The organism is Pseudomonas fluorescens, assembly GCF_902497775.2.
In the GTDB taxonomy this organism is placed as follows: domain Bacteria; phylum Pseudomonadota; class Gammaproteobacteria; order Pseudomonadales; family Pseudomonadaceae; genus Aquipseudomonas; species Aquipseudomonas putida_F.
Genome location: NZ_OZ024668.1, coordinates 4,776,389 through 4,793,278, shown reverse-complemented (window position 1 = coordinate 4,793,278; position 16,890 = coordinate 4,776,389). Strand labels below are relative to the sequence as shown.

The 16,890-nt window shown below is 65.5% G+C and carries 16 protein-coding genes and 1 pseudogene; 4 read left to right on the top strand and 13 right to left on the bottom strand.

The genetic code is table 11. From position 1 onward, the window contains the following. Positions 1–64 precede the first annotated feature (64 nt). From F8N82_RS22115 to F8N82_RS22055, 13 genes and pseudogenes are all read right to left on the bottom strand, one after another. The gene (locus F8N82_RS22115) at positions 65–1,087 is read right to left on the bottom strand and encodes a FecCD family ABC transporter permease (protein WP_038997399.1); all 1,023 of its coding nucleotides are present in this window, start codon (positions 1,085–1,087) and stop codon (positions 65–67) included. Next, the gene (locus F8N82_RS22110; protein WP_038997398.1) at positions 1,084–2,034 is read right to left on the bottom strand and encodes an ABC transporter substrate-binding protein; all 951 of its coding nucleotides are present in this window, start codon (positions 2,032–2,034) and stop codon (positions 1,084–1,086) included. Before F8N82_RS22110 ends, F8N82_RS22115 begins: the two co-directional genes overlap by 4 nt. Then, positions 2,031–2,819, bottom strand: coding sequence for an ABC transporter ATP-binding protein (locus tag F8N82_RS22105; protein WP_038997397.1), 789 nt, complete (start codon positions 2,817–2,819; stop codon positions 2,031–2,033). The genes F8N82_RS22110 and F8N82_RS22105 overlap by 4 nt, the downstream gene beginning before the upstream one ends. 61 nt (positions 2,820–2,880) lie before the next feature. Continuing rightward, a pseudogene (locus tag F8N82_RS22100) lies at positions 2,881–4,273 on the bottom strand (PepSY-associated TM helix domain-containing protein). Positions 4,274–4,329: 56 nt separating this feature from the next. Continuing rightward, positions 4,330–6,396 (bottom strand): TonB-dependent copper receptor, encoded by a 2,067-nt coding sequence (locus F8N82_RS22095; protein ID WP_038997395.1) that lies wholly within the window; start codon positions 6,394–6,396, stop codon positions 4,330–4,332. Positions 6,397–6,474: 78 nt separating this feature from the next. Beyond that, positions 6,475–6,897: a DUF2946 domain-containing protein gene (locus tag F8N82_RS22090; RefSeq protein ID WP_038997394.1), complete on the bottom strand. Its 423-nt coding sequence runs from the start codon at positions 6,895–6,897 to the stop codon at positions 6,475–6,477. Positions 6,898–6,916: 19 nt separating this feature from the next. Further along, the gene (locus tag F8N82_RS22085) at positions 6,917–7,387 is read right to left on the bottom strand and encodes a copper chaperone PCu(A)C (protein WP_038997393.1); all 471 of its coding nucleotides are present in this window, start codon (positions 7,385–7,387) and stop codon (positions 6,917–6,919) included. Between the two features lie 47 nt (positions 7,388–7,434). Continuing rightward, positions 7,435–7,827, bottom strand: a complete 393-nt coding sequence (locus tag F8N82_RS22080; protein ID WP_038997392.1) for a DUF2946 domain-containing protein — start codon at positions 7,825–7,827, stop codon at positions 7,435–7,437. Between the two features lie 96 nt (positions 7,828–7,923). Continuing rightward, positions 7,924–8,781, bottom strand: a complete 858-nt coding sequence (locus tag F8N82_RS22075; RefSeq protein ID WP_038997391.1) for an SPFH domain-containing protein — start codon at positions 8,779–8,781, stop codon at positions 7,924–7,926. A gap of 23 nt (positions 8,782–8,804) precedes the next feature. Beyond that, positions 8,805–9,242 carry an NfeD family protein gene (locus tag F8N82_RS22070; RefSeq protein ID WP_038997390.1) on the bottom strand — a complete coding sequence of 146 codons (438 nt, stop codon included), beginning with the start codon at positions 9,240–9,242 and terminating at the stop codon, positions 8,805–8,807. Positions 9,243–9,374: 132 nt separating this feature from the next. Beyond that, positions 9,375–10,088 carry a cobalt-precorrin-6A reductase gene (locus tag F8N82_RS22065; protein WP_038997389.1) on the bottom strand — a complete coding sequence of 238 codons (714 nt, stop codon included), beginning with the start codon at positions 10,086–10,088 and terminating at the stop codon, positions 9,375–9,377. Further along, positions 10,085–11,182 (bottom strand): cobalt-precorrin-5B (C(1))-methyltransferase, encoded by a 1,098-nt coding sequence (locus F8N82_RS22060; RefSeq protein WP_038997388.1) that lies wholly within the window; start codon positions 11,180–11,182, stop codon positions 10,085–10,087. Before F8N82_RS22060 ends, F8N82_RS22065 begins: the two co-directional genes overlap by 4 nt. Continuing rightward, entirely contained in the window at positions 11,175–12,386 is a 1,212-nt protein-coding gene (locus tag F8N82_RS22055) for a bifunctional cobalt-precorrin-7 (C(5))-methyltransferase/cobalt-precorrin-6B (C(15))-methyltransferase (RefSeq protein ID WP_038997387.1), read from the bottom strand. The genes F8N82_RS22060 and F8N82_RS22055 overlap by 8 nt, the downstream gene beginning before the upstream one ends. A 116-nt stretch (positions 12,387–12,502) precedes the next feature. Here F8N82_RS22055 and cobG point away from each other — a divergent pair, with 116 nt between their 5' ends. Genes cobG through cobJ form a run of 4 tightly spaced genes read left to right on the top strand, consistent with a single transcriptional unit; the run spans position 12,503 to position 16,887 of the window. Further along, a complete protein-coding gene (gene cobG, locus F8N82_RS22050) occupies positions 12,503–13,837 on the top strand; it encodes a precorrin-3B synthase (protein WP_038997386.1) in 1,335 nt (444 codons plus the stop codon). Beyond that, a complete protein-coding gene (locus F8N82_RS22045) occupies positions 13,830–14,456 on the top strand; it encodes a precorrin-8X methylmutase (RefSeq protein WP_038997385.1) in 627 nt (208 codons plus the stop codon). The genes cobG and F8N82_RS22045 overlap by 8 nt, the downstream gene beginning before the upstream one ends. Next, positions 14,453–15,187 (top strand): precorrin-2 C(20)-methyltransferase, encoded by a 735-nt coding sequence (locus tag F8N82_RS22040; protein ID WP_371857244.1) that lies wholly within the window; start codon positions 14,453–14,455, stop codon positions 15,185–15,187. The genes F8N82_RS22045 and F8N82_RS22040 overlap by 4 nt, the downstream gene beginning before the upstream one ends. Further along, the gene (gene cobJ / locus F8N82_RS22035; protein WP_038997384.1) at positions 15,187–16,887 is read left to right on the top strand and encodes a precorrin-3B C(17)-methyltransferase; all 1,701 of its coding nucleotides are present in this window, start codon (positions 15,187–15,189) and stop codon (positions 16,885–16,887) included. The genes F8N82_RS22040 and cobJ overlap by 1 nt, the downstream gene beginning before the upstream one ends. Positions 16,888–16,890 lie beyond the last annotated feature (3 nt).

The window sequence follows — 16,890 nt, the reverse complement described above, 5'->3', positions numbered from 1 at the left end:
AACACGCGCCTTCCTGGCGCTAGCGCGACAATACGTCTCAAGGCGCGAGCGGTGTTGACCGTGATCAACGTCGGCGCATCAGGCCAATAAAGAACAGTCCGCCAATGGCGGCGGTGGCGATGCCGATCGGCAAGTCCTCGGGCGAGATCAGCGTGCGCGCGGCAACGTCGACCCAGATCAGGAACAGGCTGCCCAGCAGCAGGCACACCGGCAGCAGCCGGCTGTGCTCGGCACCCACAAGGCGCCGGGCAATGTGCGGCACCATCAGGCCGACAAAGCCGATCGAACCGCTGATCGCCACCAGCACGCCGGTCAACAGCGAGCAGATCAGAAACGCCAGCAAGCGCACCTTGCGCGCATTCAGGCCAAGGGTCACGGCGGTCTGCTCGCCGGCCATCAAGGCGTTCAGCGAGCGGGCCATGCCCAGCAGCAAGGTCAGGCCCAGCAGCACGCTGATGGCCGGGATCGGCAGCAGCTCCCAACGCGCCAGGCCGAGGCCGCCGAGCATCCAGAACATCACTGCCGAGCTTGCCCGGTGATCGCCGAGAAACAGCAGCAGGTTGGCCGCCGCCATCATCACAAAGGCCACCGCCACGCCGCACAGCAGCAGGCGGTCGCTGTCCAGGCGGCCGTGGCGGCTGGCGATGGCCAGCACCAGCAGCATGCTGCACAGCGCGCCGATAAAGGCTGCCAGGGGCAAGGTCAGCACCCCGAGCAACTCGCCGATATGCAGTACTACCAGCACGGCACCCAGGGTCGCTCCGGAGGTGACACCGAGCAGGTGCGGGTCGGCCAGCGGGTTGCGCGTCACCGCCTGCAGCACCGCGCCAATCATCGCCAGACCGCCGCCCACCAGCGCCGCCAGGAGCATGCGTGGCACGCGGATCAGCCAGACGATATGCTCCTGGCCGGTGGTCCACGCCGGTACTTCAGGCGTAATGCCGAACAGCTTGAACAGCAGCACGCGCCAGACCACTTCGACCGGCACCGGCGCCGAGCCGAAGCCCAGGGACACCACGCAGGACACCAGCAGCAGGGCGCACAGGCCGAGCAGCAACAACCGGTGACGGGAGCTTGCCGACCTCATGCGCCGTGCAGGCTCTTGGCGATGGTCTCGATGGCTTCGACGTTCTCAAGGCTGGGGGTGGCCGCCACGTAGGGAATGACCACGAAGCGCTTGTTGCGGATCGCATCCACCGATTGCAGGGCGGGATGCTGTTCGAGGAACGCCTGCTTCTGCGCGGCGCTGACTTCGCCGTAGTCAACGATGACGATGACCTCGGGGTTGCGCTCGACCACGCTCTCCCAGTTGACCCGGGTCCAACTGGCCTCGATGTCATTGAGCACATTGCGCCCGCCGGCTGCGGCGATCAGCGCTTCGGGCATGCCCAGGCGCCCGGAGGTCATGGCCCGGTCTTCGCCGCTGTCGTAGAGGAACACCCGCGGGCGCTGGGCCGGCAACTGCTGCTGGACCACGGCGACGCGGTCTTGCATCTCGCCGATCAACTGCTTGGCACGCGCCTGCACGTCGAAAATCCTGCCCAGGTTGCGCAGGTCGGTGTAGGTGTCCTCCAGGCTGGCTGCCGGGCGCTTCATGACAAAGGCGCAGGATTCGGTCAACTCGTACACCGGGATGCCCAGCGGTGCCAGGCTTTGCGGGGTCAGGTCGCCGCCGACGCGCATGCCGTAGTCCCAGCCGGCGAACAGGAAGTCGACATCGGCATTGAGCAGGGTTTCCACCGACGGATACTTGGCCGCCAGCTCCGGCAGGCCGTCGAGTTGCTTGCGCAGCTGTGGCGTCACTGCCTTCCAGCCGCTGACGCCGCTGTAGCCGACCATGCGCGAACGCAAGCCGAGGGCGAGCATCATCTGGGTCATGTTGATGTCGTGGCTCAGGGCATGCTCCGGGGCCTTGGTGAAGGTCACCTGGCGGTTGCAGCTCTGCACGGTCAATGGGTATTGGGTAGTCTCGGCGAAAGCGCCGGGGCTGGCCAGCAGCAAGGCCAGGCCGAGCAGCAGGGTCGATCGAATCATCGCTGGGTTATCCAGGTAAGGCGTGGGTGGTCAGCCAGAGGGTGGCGGTCGATCAGCGCTTGTACGCCGAACACCTCCTGCAGCAACTCGGTGGTCAGCACCTGTTCAGGCGTGCCGCTGGCGACGATGCGCCCGTGGTCGAGCACGTACAGGCGATCACAGAAGGCCGCGGCCAGGTTCAGGTCATGGATGCTCGCCAGGGTACCGATGCCCAGGCGCCGCACCTGCTGCAGCAGCTCCAGCTGATAACGCGGGTCGAGGTGGTTGGTCGGCTCATCGAGGATCAGTACCTGGGGCTGCTGGACCAGGGCGCGGGCGAGAATCACTCGCTGCTTCTCGCCGCCGGACAGGCTGGCGAAGGTGTGGTCGTCAAAGCCCTGCAGGCCGACTGCCTGCAACGCGTCCTGGACCAACTGGCGATCTTCCTGGCTGTCGCCGTCGAACAGGCCTTTGTGGGGCGTGCGGCCCATGGCGACGACTTCCTCGACATTCAGGCCGAAGGCATCGGGAAACTCTTGCAGCACCACGGCGATGCGCTGGGCGCACCAGCGCGACGACTGCTGCCACAGGTCATGCTCGCCCAGGCGCACCTGGCCGCGTTCCGGCTTGTTGAAACGGTAGGCGCAGCGCAGCAGGCTGGTCTTGCCACTGCCATTGGGGCCGATCAGGCCGACGAATTCGCCGGCGCCGACCTGCAACTCAACGTCGCGCAGTTGGAACTGGTGGTGGCAATGGCCGTGGCCCAGGGGCGACCAATGCAGGTCGCTGATACTCAGGGTGCTCATCAAGGTCCTGCGGGCCTGCGGGCGCTGACGCCGAAAACAGGCCCGTATTGAAAACGGGCGCTCATGTTAGCGGATTTGTCCGGGCCAGCGGTTGTGCATAACGATCCACCAGCCACACCAGCAGCATCGAGCCGCCTACCAGCGGGAACACCGCGCCGAGTACCAGCATGATCGCCGTCGCGGTCTTCCAGCGCGGCAGGTCATGGCGCAGCGGCGGCACACCGAGGCCCCCTGCGGGGCGCCGCTGCCACCACATCACCAGGCCGCTGACCGAGCCGAGCAGAATCATCAGGCAGATCAGCAGGACGATGAGCTGGTTCAGCGCGCCGAACATCTTGCCTTCGTGCAGCATCACTCCGAGCTCGGTGGCGCGGGCAACGTTGCTGTAATCCTGCCAGCGCACGTCGACCAGGACCTGGCCGGTGTACTGGTCGACATGCAAGGTGGCGTCGTTGCGCGGGTCGTCGGCGAACACGGCAATGGTGTACACGCCTTCAGCGCTGGTCGGCAGGGTGATGCTGTAGCCCGGTTCGACGCGGCGGGTGCTGGCCAGTTCTTCGATCTGTTGCAAGCTGACCTGCGGCGCTGCCGGTGCGCTGGAACCCATGCTGTGGCCGGCATGCCCGGCGTGGGCGGCGGATTGCGGCATCGGTGTGTTTTCCATGGCCCAGGGCACGGTCTGGCGGCTGGCGCTGTTGAGTTCGCGGGCCTGCTGGTTGGACTGCGGCACGTCGTTCCACATCGCCGCCGGAAAGCGATTCCACAGGTCGGCGTACTGCTTGCCCCAGAAGCCGGTCCAGGTCATGCCGCTGAGCAGCATCAACAGCAGCAGGGCCGAGCCCCAGAAACCGCAGCAGGGCCGAGCCCCAGAAACCGCAGACTGCATGCAGGTCGCGCCACAGCAGGCGACCCCGGGCGTTCAGGCGTGGCCACAGCACCCCGGCGCTGCGTTTGCCGCGCGGCCACCAGAGGTACAGGCCGGAGACCACCAGCACCACGCCCCAGCCGGCGGCCAGTTCCACCAGGCGGTCACCGCTGGTGCCGATCATCAGTTCGCCGTGCAGGGCGCGGGCGATGGTCTGCAGGTTGTTCTTTGCGTCCTGTTCGCCGAGCAGTTGGCCGCTGTAGGGGTCGACGAACACATTCAGTTCGCGGCCAGCGTTGTGCACCACGAACTGTGCACTGCGATCACTGGCGGCTGCAGGCAGGTACTGGCTGACCTGGCCTTTGGGATAGGCCTGATGCACCTGATGCAGCAGGCTGTCGGCGTTTTGCCGGTGATGCCCGGCCTCCACCACCATCAGGTCGCGGTACAGCAGCGGATCGAGCTGCGGCTTGAACAGGTAGATGATCCCGGTGATCGCCAGCAGGATCATGAACGGCGCGACGAACAACCCGGCGTAAAAGTGCCAGCGCCAGGCCAGGTTGTAGAAGGATACTTGCGGTTTGCTCATGGAGCGCTCCCGTGTTGCCTGGGTAAGGCGCGATCAGTGATCGCGCCCGGGGTGGATCAGAAACTCAGGTCGACCTTGGTCCAGAACGTACGCCCCGGCTCGTTGATCGGCTGCGGGTCAGTGGCCGGGTAGCCAAAGCCGGCGTTACCCGCCAGGTTCAGGTGCTCGGCGTAAGCCTTGTCGAACAGGTTGTCGACCCCGGCACTGAGCTTGAGGTTGTTGCTGACCTTGTAGGCACCATTAAGCGAGAACACACCGAAGCCACCGCTTTTTTCGTAGTCCTTGCCCACTACGTTGCCGGAGTTCTCGGCGATGCGGTTTTGCGCTGCGACCAGGCGCCACAAGGCACCGGCGCTCCACACATCACGGCTGTAGGTCAGGCCCAGGCGGCTTTCCAGCGGTGGCATCTGCGGCAGTGCCTTGCCGTCGCTGCTGTTCTTGCCCCAAGCGTAGGCCAGGGTGGCGTCGGCTTTCCAGTTGCTGGTCAGTTTGTACGCAGCGCCCAGTTCGCCGCCCATGATCCGCGCATCGATGTTCTGCGCCTGGGAGCTTGGCATGCCCATCATCCCCGGCCGGTAGTCGAAGAGGATGTAGTCGCGGATCTGCCCGACATAAGCCGAGGCCCAGGCATCGACGGTATCGGTCTGGTACTGGATGCCGAAGTCGAGCTGTGTGGTTTTCTCCGGCTTGATGCTGTCGAAGGCGTTGACCGAGCCTGCTGGCCCGGACTTGGGCGAGAACAGCTCCCAGTAGTCGGGGAAGCGCTGGGCGTGACCGAGGCCGACGTAGGTGGTGGCGGGGACATCCACCAGGTCATGCTCGTAACGGATAAAACCGCTGGGCAGGGTATCGGCGCGGGTGTTGCCACGGGTGGCGCTGGTGGCCCGGTAATCCTTGGCCGAGGCGCGGTCCAGGCGGGCGCCGGTGATCAGCCGGTCCTGTTCGGCGGCGTACCAGGTCAGTTCGCCGAACACGCCGTAGTTGTGGAAGTCGGCGTCCTTGGTCCAGGCCATGTGCTTGTGCGCATCGACGCCCATACCACCGCGCTGGCGGTGTTCGTTGGTCTGCGCATCGATGCCGCTGATCAATTGCAGATCATCCCAGCGCCAGGTGCCCTTGATGCGTCCGCCGAGGGTGCGGCGGTCGACGTTGCTGACCATCGGCATGCCCATCATGCCCATGCCCGAGGGCGTGCGCAGGCTGTAGTTGTCCATCACGTGGTCAGCGTAGTTGTAGTAGACCTGGGCTTCGAGCTTGTCGAAGACCTCGCCCATGTTGGACTTCTCAAAGCGCAGGCCAAGGCTTTCGCGCTTGAACTGCGAGCCATCCATGCCGCGCCCGGCATAGCGGGCTTCACCGTCGCCCTTGCCGGCGGTCAGTTCCACCAGGGTGTCGGCGTCCGGGGTCCAGCCCAGGGCGACGTCACCGTTCCACTTGTCCCAGCGCGACGGCACGGTGTCGCCATTGCCGTCTTCATAGTCGTCGGAGCGCGACTGGTTGCCGACGAAGCGTGCATAGCCGTAGCGGTTGCCGGCGGCGGCATCCAGCACCTTGTCGAAGCGGCCATTGGAGCCGCCCAGCAGGCTGGCGTTGACCCGGCTGCCAAGCTCGCCGAATTTTTCCGGCTCGCGGTCGAAGAGGATGGTCCCGGCCGATGCGCCCGGGCCCCAGATCACGCTTTGCGGGCCTTTGATCACGGTCAGGCGGTCGTAGGTTTCCGGCGAGATGTACGAGGTCGGGGCGTCCATGCGGTTGGGGCAGGCGCCGAGCATCACGCCGCCGTTGGTGAGGATGTTCAGGCGCGAGCCGAACATGCCGCGCAGTACCGGGTCACCATTGGTGCCACCGGCGCGAATGGCCGAGAAGCCGGGGATGGTTTTCAGGTAATCGGCGCCATCGCTGGCCGGTACCGGCTGGCGTGGGTCCTTGGGGTTGGTGACGATGGTCAGCGGCGAACTGGGGGCCACGGCGGTGATCACCGTCGGGCTCAGTTCGGCCTGGTCGTGAACATGCGCGTCTTTGGCCAGGCTGGCGGCCAGGGCCAGAGGGCTGAGCAGGGTGCCGCAGATCACGGCGATGGTCCCTTGCAGGGACAGACGAAAAACAGCGGTGCAGCCGGACATAATGATTCCAACATCGATCAGTCATAAGGGTGCGCGCAGTCGACGGCAGAGGCCGGACTTGGGGCGCAGGGAGTGGGCTCAGACGACGATGAGGGAGGGCGGCGCGCGGCTGCGGGCGCCGGGGAATACCGTCTGCCGGGCATGGCCCTGGCGCGGGTAGACGATGAGCCGGTTGCTGGCGGGAACGGCTTCGCTGTTGAGCAGGCTCAGGGCCTGGGGCAATGCCGGGCAATGGAAGAGCAGGCTGCAATAGCCGCACTTCTCCCAGATCACCTTCAGCGCCGGGCTGCTGCCGTGATGGCTGTCGGCATGGCAATCGGCGGCGCTGTCCATGGCCATGCTCATGCCTGCCGGCATGGCACGGTGATCCATCGGCATCGACTGGGAAACCAGTGGGCCGATAAAAATCATCAACATGGCGAACAGGCTCAGCCAGCTGCCGCGAAGCGTCCTCGACTCTGGACGCGCGGTGCGGGTGAACCTGCTGCGGGCGATACTCACGCCGGGCAGCTTTCAGCAATCAATGGCTGTGAGCGGCTTCCTCGGGTGCATTTTTCTGCACCGCGACCTCGACGGTGATGTCACCGGCATTCTTGAAGTGCAGGGTCAGCGGGAAGCGCTTGCCGTCAGCCAGCAGGCTGCGGTCCTTGGGCTGCATGAGCATCACATGGTAGGCGCCAGGGGCAAATTTCAGCTCGCCACCGGCAGGCACTTCGACACTCTGTACCTGCTGCATTTTCATCAGGCCATCTTTGTGCACATGCTCGTGTAATTGGGCATCGTCGCTGATCGGGCTGTCGACGCTGAGCAGGGTGTCGGCGCTCTTGCCGTTGTTATGCACGACGAAATAAGCCGCAACGTTGGGCGCGTTCGGCGGCAGTTCCTGCGACCAAGGGTGCGCGATGTGCAACTCGCCTACGGTGTATTCATGGGCATTGGCAAAGGTCGCCGGCAGTATCAGTGCGGCCAGCAGCAGGGCGTTCTTGAACATGGTGATTCTCCAGTCGATTCAGGTTCGCAGCAGTTAGCGTCGTGAACTCAGACCAGAGGGGAGGCGCGGGGATTGAGGGCTGGCCACTGTTGGCGTGGCGTGGGTTGATAGGCCGTCAGCAGCGGTTCGAGCCCGACCGCCAGTGCCAGCGGTTTGCTCAGCTGCGGCGTATGCCCGGGAAGTGCCAGCAACGGCGCTGCGCCGGAACAGCACCAGCAGTGCTGCATGTTCGAATGTTCATCGCCTTGCTGGCCGAGGTCGATCTTGCCCAGGGCCATGATTGCGGGATTGGCCTTGGCCCCGACACTCGAACAGAAGGCGCCCCACAGCAGTTGTTCGGCCGGCCCCTTGGGGGCAGCGGACGCCAACGGCATGGCCAGCAGATTGAACAGCACTGCGAAGCAGGCGATCCAGGCAATGGCGGGCCGATATGGGGACATGGAAAGATCCGGTCAGGAATCAGAGGTGGCTATTGTAACGCCCAGTATAGGGAAATTTACCGGGGGTGCGGTGAAGTGCCGCACACCCGGCACGCATCAGGCCTGCTTGTTGCGGCCCATCAAGCCGCGCACGGTTTCCTGCAGGTCGGCGGGCAGTACCACGACCTTGGCGTTGTCGCTGCTGGCAAGGCTCTCCATGGCGCCGATGTAGCGCTCACCGAGCAGGTACATGGCCGGGGTAATCTCGGTACCGACTGCGTCCCTGACCAGGGTGATCGAACGCGCCGAGGCTTCGGCGAGGTTGATTTGCGCTTCGGCGTCGAGCTTGGCCGCCTGCTGGCGTGCTTCGGCTTCAAGGATTGCGGCTTGCTTGGCGCCTTCGGCGCGGGTGACGTCGGCTTTACGTTCACGCTCGGCGGCGGCCTGGCGCTCCATGGCCGCCTGCATGTTCTGCGACGGCTTGATGTCCTGGATCTCTACCGAGCGCACGGTCACGCCCCAGTCTTCGGTCTGCTCGGACATCGCTTCACGCAGGCGCGCCTTGATCTGCTCGCGGCTCGACAGCGCTTCGTCCAGGTCCATGGCGCCGACGATGGCACGCAACGAGGTCATGGTCAGGCTGGTGACTGCGAAGGAAAAGTCCTGCACGCCGTAGGCGGCTTTTTGCGGGTCGACGACCTTGGCGAAGCACAGGGCGTTGGCGACGATCACGGCGTTGTCACGGGTGATGATTTCCTGCTGCTGCACGTCGAGGATGATGTCCTTGGTTGGCAGGCGGTAGGCGACCACGTCCATGTAAGGGATCAGCAGGTTCAGGCCCGGCTTGAGGGTGCTGTGGTAGCGGCCGAGGCGTTCAACGATCCACTCCTCGCCCTGGGGCACGATGCGCACGCCCTTGAACAGGGTGATGAGGACGAATGCGGCGATTGTGCCGACGACGATAAGGCTGGTCATGAGTCAATGCTTCCTTTTACTGATCAGGCCCGGGTAACCCGGGCGGTATTGCCTTCGATGGCAGTGAGGCGTACGCGCTCGCCCGAGGGAATCTCGGCATCGGCGACGCAGATCCACTCTTCGTTGCCTAGCACGGGCTTCTGAAAGCGCACGCGGCCCTTCTGGAACTCCGAAACCGTGGCGGTGAGCAGGCCCACTTCGCCGATCACGCTGTCAGCGGTCCAGCGGGTGTCGGGCTGCTTTCTGCGAAACACCTTGAACCACAGCAGCGTGGTGATCGACGAGAACACCACCCAGAGCAGCACCTGCATATCGAGTTGCAGGCTTGGCGCCAGAAAGGCGATGAGCGAAACCAGCACGGCGCCGATACCGAACCAGAGGATGAAAAAGGTCGGCAGTATGAGTTCGAGCACAATCAGGCCGAAACCGAATACCAGCCAGATCCACCATTGCATGTCCATATGGGCGAAGTCTTCCGGGGTGAGGAGGGGGCGTATTGTAAGGCCGTAGAGTGGGGTTAAGGCAAACCAACCTAATCAGACATTTCCTAAAGTTTGGTTCGTTTTTATATTCATCCTCCTACAGGAGACCCACTAAGGCAGTTCTGCCAGCAGTTGCGAGGGGCTGAAGAATTCCCTGTCGACTTGCGGCAGCACTGGTCGCTTGAGGATCAACACCGGCACTCGCCGTTGCCTGGCGATTTCAAGTTTGGGCTCGGTCGCCCCGCTGCCACTGTTCTTGCTGATCAGCACATCGATCTGCCGACGCTCGAACAGGACGTGTTCGTCTTCCAGGTGAAACGGCCCGCGTGCGCCGATCACTTCGCAGCGTTCATTGCCCGGGCAGGCTTCAAGGGCGCGCAAGGTCCAGAACTGATGGGCGGGAATCTCCTGCAGGTGCTGCAGCGGCTCACGGCCGAGAGTGAACAGCGGCCGCTGGAACGGGCGCAGGGCGTCGATCAGTTCGGCCCAGTCGGTCACCTCGCGCCAGTCATCGCCGGCCTGAGCTTGCCATGCCGGGCGGCGCAAAGCCCAGCAAGGCACCCCGGTGAGCTGCGCGGCGCGGGCGGCATTGGCGCTGATCTGGGCAGCGTAGGGGTGGGTGGCGTCGATCAGCAGGTCGATGTTGTGCGCAAGCAGGTAAGCGGCCAAACCCTCGGCACCGCCAAATCCACCGACCCGCACCTGACAGTTCAGGTCAGTGGGCACCCGGCCAATCCCGGCCAGGCTGTAGACATGCTGCGGGCCCAGGGTGCGGGCAATGGCCAGGGCCTCGGTGACGCCGCCGAGCAACAGGATGCGTTTCATGCACAGCCCCCCGCATGGCCAACGATGCCACCCTGGCGATCAATGGCGAACACCTCCACCTGCACCTGCGCCGGCACCACGCTGCGGGCAAACGCCAGGGCATGCGCGCAGACCGCATCGCCCAAGGCAACCCCGGCGGCGCTGGCCAGGGCCAGGGCCTGCTGGCTGGTGTTGGCCTGGCGAATAGAGTCTTGCAGCGACAGGTCGGCACCAATGGCCGCAGCCCAGTCGGCCAGTTGCGGCAGGTCGATGCTCGAATGGCGGCTGTGCAGGTCCATGTGCCCGGCGGCCAGCTTGCTGATCTTGCCGAAGCCGCCGCACAGGCTGAGTTTATCCACCGGCACCTTGCGCAGGTGCTTGAGCACCGCGCCGACAAAGTCGCCCATTTCGATCAGGGCGATTTCCGGCAAGTTGTAGACCCGGCGCATGGTGTCTTCGCTGGCGTTGCCGGTGCAGGCGGCGATGTGCTGGTAACCGTTGGTTTTCGCTACGTCGATACCCTGGTGGATCGAGGCGATGTAGGCCGAGCAGGAAAACGGCCGGACGATACCACTGGTGCCGAGGATCGACAGGCCGCCAAGAATGCCCAGGCGCGGGTTCATGGTTTTCAGCGCCAGGCTTTCGCCATCCTGCACGTTTACCGTGACCTCAAAGCCGCCGCTGTAGGCGTGCTCATCGGCCAGGCGCTGCAGGTGTTCGCTCATCATCCGTCGCGGTACCGGGTTGATTGCCGGCTCGCCGACTGCCAGCACCAATCCGGGGCGGGTCACCGTGCCGACACCCTTGCCGGCGACGAAGCGCACTCCGGGCTCTGCGCGCAAGCGCACCTGGCTGTAGAGCAGGGCGCCGTGGGTAACGTCCGGGTCATCGCCGGCATCCTTGAGGGTACCGGCCTCGGCGCCGTCCGCCAGCAGGCGGCAGAACTCCAGGCGCATCTGCACCACCTTGCCCTTGGGCAGGATGATGTGCACGGCGTCATCGCCCTGGCCGGCAAGCAGCAGGCGCGCCGCAGCCAGGCTGGTGGCGGTGGCGCAGCTGCCGGTGGTCAGGCCGCTGCGCAGCGGGGCGGGTTGTTCGCGGGTTTCGTCACGCATCGACAGGCTTGACCGCTTCTAGCAGGGTGATGGGCAGGGCCTGGCGCCAGGTGTCGAACTCGCCCAGGGGCTGGGCCTGGGCGATATGGATGCGGGTCAGCTCGCCGCCGTGCTGCTCGCGCCAGTTGACCAGGGCCAGTTCGCTTTGCAGGGTCACGGCATTGGCCACCAGGCGCCCGCCGGGGCGCAGTTGCTCCCAGCAGTGTTGCAGCACGCCTTCGCGGGTCACGCCGCCACCGATGAAGATCGCATCCGGGCGTTCCAGGCCCTGCAGGGCCATCGGCGCTCGACCGCGGATCAACTGCAGGCCTGGCACGCCGAGGGCATCGCGGTTGTGCTCGATCAACTGCTGGCGGCCTTCATCGGACTCGATGGCCAGTGCCCGGCAACTGGGGTGGGCGCGCATCCACTCGATGCCGATCGAGCCGCTGCCGGCGCCGACATCCCAGAGCAGTTCGCCCGGTTGCGGCGCCAGGCGCGCCAGGGTAATGGCGCGCACATCGCGTTTGGTCAGCTGGCCGTCGTGTTTGAAGGCGCTGTCGGCCAGCCCGGCCAGGGGCGACAGGCGCGGTGTGTCGGGCGCGGCCAGGCATTCGATGGCGACCAGGTTCAAGTCGGCTATTTGCGTGTGCGGCCAGTGTTCGGCAGTGCCGGCAAGGCGACGCTCGGCGCTGCCGCCCAGGTGCTCGAAGACCTGCAGCCGGCTCGGCCCGAAACCGCGTTCACGCAGCAATGCGGCAATGGCTGCCGGGCTTTTGCCATCGTTGCTCAGTACCAACAGGCGCACACCGCTGTACAGATGAGCGTTGAGTGCAGCGATTGGCCGTGCGACCACCGACAGGCTCAGCACCTCCTGCAACGGCCAGCCCAGGCGGGCGGCGGCCAGGGCGCAGGAGGAGGGCATCGGCAGCACGTTCATCTCACTGGCATCGAGTTGCCGCGCCAGGCTCGCGCCCACGCCGTAGAACATCGGGTCGCCGCTGGCCAGTACACACACCGCCTCGCCACGCAGGGCCAGTACCGGTGCCAGGGAAAACGGGCTGGGCCACAGCAGGCGTTCGCCAGTGATGCAATGCGGCAGCAGATCCAGCTGGCGCTGGCCGCCAAACACCCGTGAAGCGCCCAGCAATGCACGCCGGGCATTCTTGCCCAGGCCACTGAAGCCGTCTTCACCGATACCTACGATTGTCAGCCAGGGCGACATGGATTTCCTCAATTCAACGCAATCCGACCGGCAGGCTTTTCATGCCTTCGGACAAAGCAGGCATAATACCGCGCCTTCTACACTGAAGTGCCTTTTCACGATTGCCGGGTGACCTTTTGAACCAGCCTGTATCGGCCCACCAGCCCCAAGCTTCGCTGCGTCCCTCGGCCTGTCCGGGGTTGTGGCGTATCGTCCAGGCACTGGACGGCGGCATCTGCCGGATCAAGCTGGCCGGTGGTGCGCTGACAGCGGATCAGGCCGAGGCCGTTGCCGCTGCGGCCGAGCGTTATGCGGGCGGTGAAATTGAAGTCACCAACCGCGGCAACCTGCAGATTCGCGGTATCGGCTGCGACCACGGTGGGCTGATCGAAGGGCTGCTGGCCGCAGGCCTGGGCCCGCGCGAGGCAGCCGGCGATGATGTGCGTAACCTGATGCTCAGCCCCATGGCCGGCCTTGATCCGCAGATGCTGTTCGATACCCGGCCGTTGGCCCAGCAACTGCTGCAGTCGCTGGAAACCACTGCGCGCTTTCATCAGCTCTCGGCCAAGTTCGCCGTGCAGCTGGATGGCGGCGAAGCGCTGGCGATGCTCGAACACCCTCATGACCTGTGGCTCAGCCCCCTGAACCTGGACGGCGAACTGTGGCTGGCGTTCGGCCTGGCCGGCTGCCCGGGCAAGGATGCGCCGCTGGGTGCCGTGCCCCTGACGCGGGGGCACGAACTGGTGCTGGCGGTGCTCAACCGTTTTCTCGATCTGGCCCGGCCGGAGCAGGCGCGGATGCGCCAGTTGCTGAGCGAACATACGCCAGAGGCGTTTATCGCCGGGTTGGCTTTGCCGGTGCGGGCGGATGCTGCGGTCTGTCTATGGCGCCGCCCGCTGGCAACGGCGAGCCATCTGGGGATTTATCCACAGATGCAATACGGCCTGAGCGCTGTCGGTGCGGCAGCGCCCCTGGGGCGACTGAGCCCTGCGATGCTGCTCGGCGCCGCGCGACTGGCCCGTGAACGGGGCGACGGCAGCCTGCGCATGACACCGTGGCAGGGCCTGTTGCTGCCCACTGTCGCGCAGCAACAGGCCAAGCGAGTCAGCGCCAGCCTGGCCGGGCTGGGGCTGCTGGTCTCGGCGCATGAACAGCTGACGCGCCTGGTCGCCTGCACCGGTTCCGCCGGCTGTGGCAAAGGCCTGGCCGAAACCAAGGGCGATGCCCGCCTGCTGGCCACCCTGCTGGCCCCCGGGGCTCCGGCCAGCGTGCACCTGAGCGGCTGCCCGCGCTCCTGCGCCATGGCCCATGTGGCCCCGGCGACGTTGTTGGCACAAAGCCCCGGCCACTACGACTTGTACCTGCGTGACGCAACCCAGCCGGGCTTCGGCCATCTGCGCGCACGCAACCTCACACTGAAAGAAGCTGGCGCATTGCTAGACGCCAGCTCACGGAGCACCCTTGATGATTGATTACATCCGCGATGGTCAGGAGATCTATCGCAATTCCTTCGCGATCATTCGAGAGGAAGCCCGGCTCGATCGCATCCCGGCCGATCTGGAAAAGCTCGCGGTCCGCGTGATTCACGCCTGCGGCATGGTCGATGCGATCGATGGCCTGCAGTTCTCCCCGGGTGCCGGCAAGGCCGGGCGCGATGCCCTGGCCGCTGGCGCGCCGATCCTCTGCGATGCGCGGATGGTTTCCGAGGGCATTACCCGTGCGCGCCTGCCGGCCAACAACCCGGTGATCTGCACCCTGCGCGATGAGCAGGTGCCGGAGCTGGCCCGCGAACTGGGCAACACCCGCTCGGCGGTGGCCCTGGAGCTGTGGCGGTCGCACCTGGAAGGCAGTGTGGTGGTCATCGGCAACGCCCCGACGGCACTGTTCTACCTGCTGGAAATGCTCGATGCCGGCGCGCCTAAACCCGCACTGATTCTCGGCTTCCCGGTAGGCTTTGTTGGCGCTGCCGAGTCCAAGGCGATGCTCGCTGCTGACAGTCGTGGCGTGCCGTTCGTGATCATGCAGGGGCGCCTGGGCGGCAGCGCCATGGCTGCGGCTGCGGTCAATGCCCTGGCCACGGAGGTCGAATGATGCAGGCTCGTGGACGTTTGCTGGGCCTGGGCGTCGGCCCTGGCGACCCGGAACTGATCACCCTCAAGGCCCTGCGCCTGTTGCGCGAATCGCCGGTGGTGGCCTACTTCGTCGCCAAGGGCAAGCGTGGCAATGCCTTTGGCATCATCGAAAGCCATTTGCAGGAGGCCCAGACCTTGCTGCCGCTGGTGTACCCGGTGACCACCGAAGTGCTGCCGGCGCCATTGTCCTATGAACAGGTCATCAGTGACTTTTACGATGCCGCCAGCCTCGAGGTTGCCGCGCACCTGGATGCCGGCCGCGATGTGGCGGTGATCTGCGAAGGCGATCCGTTCTTCTACGGCTCCTACATGTACCTGCACGACCGCCTCGCCGAGCGCTACGAAGCGCAGGTGATCCCGGGTGTCTGCTCGATGCTCGGCGGCGCCTCGGTGCTCGGTGCGCCGCTGGTCTATCGCAACCAGAGCCTGTCGGTGCTCTCCGGCGTGCTGCCCCACGATGAACTCAAGCGCCGCCTGGCCGATGCCGATGCGGCAGTGATCATGAAACTTGGGCGCAACTTCCCCAAGGTTCGCGATGTGCTGGCTGAACTCGGCCTGGCCGAGCGCGCCCTGTACGTGGAGCGGGCGACCATGGCCAACCAGAAGATCGTCGCCCTGGACGAGGTCGACCCGCAGTCCTCGCCGTACTTCTCGCTGATCATCGTTCCCGGTGAAAGGTGGCAAGGTTGATGACGCGTAAAGCCCCGGCCATCGTCATCCTTGGCAAAGGCAGCCTGGCCACTGCCCGCAAGATCCAGCAGTTGTACCCGGAGGCCCTGATCCATGGCCTCGAAGGCCGGGTCGATGGCGTCGATCGCAGTTACCATGAGTTCGGCGCCACCCTGCGCCAGCTCTATCAGCAAGACACGCCGATCATCGCCCTGTGCGCTGCCGGCATCGTCATCCGTACCCTGGCCGGCCTGTTGCTGGAGAAGGGCGCCGAGCCGCCGGTACTGGCGGTGGCCGAGGATGGCAGCGCCGTGGTGCCGTTGCTCGGCGGCCTGGGCGGGGTCAATGTCATGGCCCGGGAAATCGGCGCCGGCCTGGGTGTGGCGGCGGCGATTACCACCAGCGGCGAGCTGCGTTTCGGCACCTGCCTGCTCAACCCGCCCAGCGGCTATGCCCTGGCGGACCTGGAGCTGGGCAAGCGGTTCGTTTCCGACCTGCTGGCCGGTGAAAGCGTGCGTATCGACGGCGCCGCGCCGTGGCTGGAGCAAGCGCAGCTGCCGCAAAGCGAGCAGGCGCAGCTGGCGATCCATGTCGGTTGTGATGCCCGGGAAGTTTCGGCCAACGAACTGGTGATCTATCCGCGCTGCGTGATGGTTGCGGTCAGTGAAGTGCTGCCAGAGCTGGCCCAGGCCATTCGCGATGCCCTGCAGACGGCGCGGATTGCCGAACCGGCGCTGGCCTGCCTGCTGGCAGCAGAGCAGCACATGGCCAACCCGGCGCTGCACGCGGCTGCGGCTGAACTGGGCGTGGCCCTGCGCTTTGCTCCGGATGCTGGCGATGCCAGTACCCTGGCCATCCAGGTCATGCCGCAGTTGCTGCCACCACAGCCGGTCAGCGCCGGCCTGGCCATTGTGGTCTCGAACCAGCCGATTGACCCGCAGCAGATCGGCCGCGGCCGTGGTCGCCTGGCGGTGATTGGCCTGGGGCCTGGTGCCGCCGACCTGATGGTGCCTGCGGTCAAGGCCGAGCTGGCGCGGGCCAACGATGTGCTTGGCTACGAAACCTATGTGCGCATGGCCGGGCCGTTCCGTGCCGACCAGGTACTGCACTGCACCGACAACCGCGAAGAGATGCAGCGTGCCCGGCATGCGTTCGAGTTGGCGGCGCAAGGGCGTTCGGTGGTGGTGGTGTCCTCGGGCGATCCTGGTGTATTCGCCATGGCCGCTGCCGTGCTTGAAGCGCTGCACGAGTCCAGTGACCCGCAGTGGCACGCCGTGGACCTGCAAGTGCTGCCGGGGGTATCGGCGTCGCTTGCGACCGCAGCCCAGGCGGGGGCTCCGCTGGGCCATGATTTCTGCGTACTGTCGCTATCGGACAACCTCAAGCCCTGGTCGATCATCGAGAAGCGCCTGGACCTGGCCTGTCAGGCCGACCTGGCTTTGGCCTTCTACAACCCGATCTCGCGCTCGCGACCCTGGCAGCTTGGCCGTGCCCTGGAAATCGTACGTCAGCACCGTAGCGGCCAGACCCCCGTGGTGCTCGGGCGTGATGTCGGCAGGCCTGGGCAGACGCTGCGTGTGATCGAGTTGCAGGCGCTCACACCTGAGCATGTGGACATGCGAACCATGGTCCTGATCGGTTCTTCTACCACCGTTGCGTTTGCTCGCCCTGGCCAGCAGCCGTGGGTGTATACACCGCGCTGGTACGGTCAGAAACCCTGAAGC

Bases quoted from the DNA above. Each gene is read 5' to 3' on its own strand.
- F8N82_RS22115 (WP_038997399.1), bottom strand. From the start codon at position 1,087: ATGAGGTCGGCAAGCTCCCGTCACCGGTTGTTGCTGCTCGGCCTGTGC.
- F8N82_RS22110 (WP_038997398.1), bottom strand. From the start codon at position 2,034: ATGATTCGATCGACCCTGCTGCTCGGCCTGGCCTTGCTGCTGGCCAGC.
- F8N82_RS22105 (WP_038997397.1), bottom strand. From the start codon at position 2,819: ATGAGCACCCTGAGTATCAGCGACCTGCATTGGTCGCCCCTGGGCCAC.
- F8N82_RS22095 (WP_038997395.1), bottom strand. From the start codon at position 6,396: ATGTCCGGCTGCACCGCTGTTTTTCGTCTGTCCCTGCAAGGGACCATC.
- F8N82_RS22085 (WP_038997393.1), bottom strand. From the start codon at position 7,387: ATGTTCAAGAACGCCCTGCTGCTGGCCGCACTGATACTGCCGGCGACC.
- F8N82_RS22080 (WP_038997392.1), bottom strand. From the start codon at position 7,827: ATGTCCCCATATCGGCCCGCCATTGCCTGGATCGCCTGCTTCGCAGTG.
- F8N82_RS22075 (WP_038997391.1), bottom strand. From the start codon at position 8,781: ATGACCAGCCTTATCGTCGTCGGCACAATCGCCGCATTCGTCCTCATC.
- F8N82_RS22070 (WP_038997390.1), bottom strand. From the start codon at position 9,242: ATGGACATGCAATGGTGGATCTGGCTGGTATTCGGTTTCGGCCTGATT.
- F8N82_RS22065 (WP_038997389.1), bottom strand. From the start codon at position 10,088: ATGAAACGCATCCTGTTGCTCGGCGGCGTCACCGAGGCCCTGGCCATT.
- F8N82_RS22060 (WP_038997388.1), bottom strand. From the start codon at position 11,182: ATGCGTGACGAAACCCGCGAACAACCCGCCCCGCTGCGCAGCGGCCTG.
- F8N82_RS22055 (WP_038997387.1), bottom strand. From the start codon at position 12,386: ATGTCGCCCTGGCTGACAATCGTAGGTATCGGTGAAGACGGCTTCAGT.
- F8N82_RS22045 (WP_038997385.1), top strand. From the start codon at position 13,830: ATGATTGATTACATCCGCGATGGTCAGGAGATCTATCGCAATTCCTTC.
- F8N82_RS22040 (WP_371857244.1), top strand. From the start codon at position 14,453: ATGATGCAGGCTCGTGGACGTTTGCTGGGCCTGGGCGTCGGCCCTGGC.
- cobJ (WP_038997384.1), top strand. From the start codon at position 15,187: ATGACGCGTAAAGCCCCGGCCATCGTCATCCTTGGCAAAGGCAGCCTG.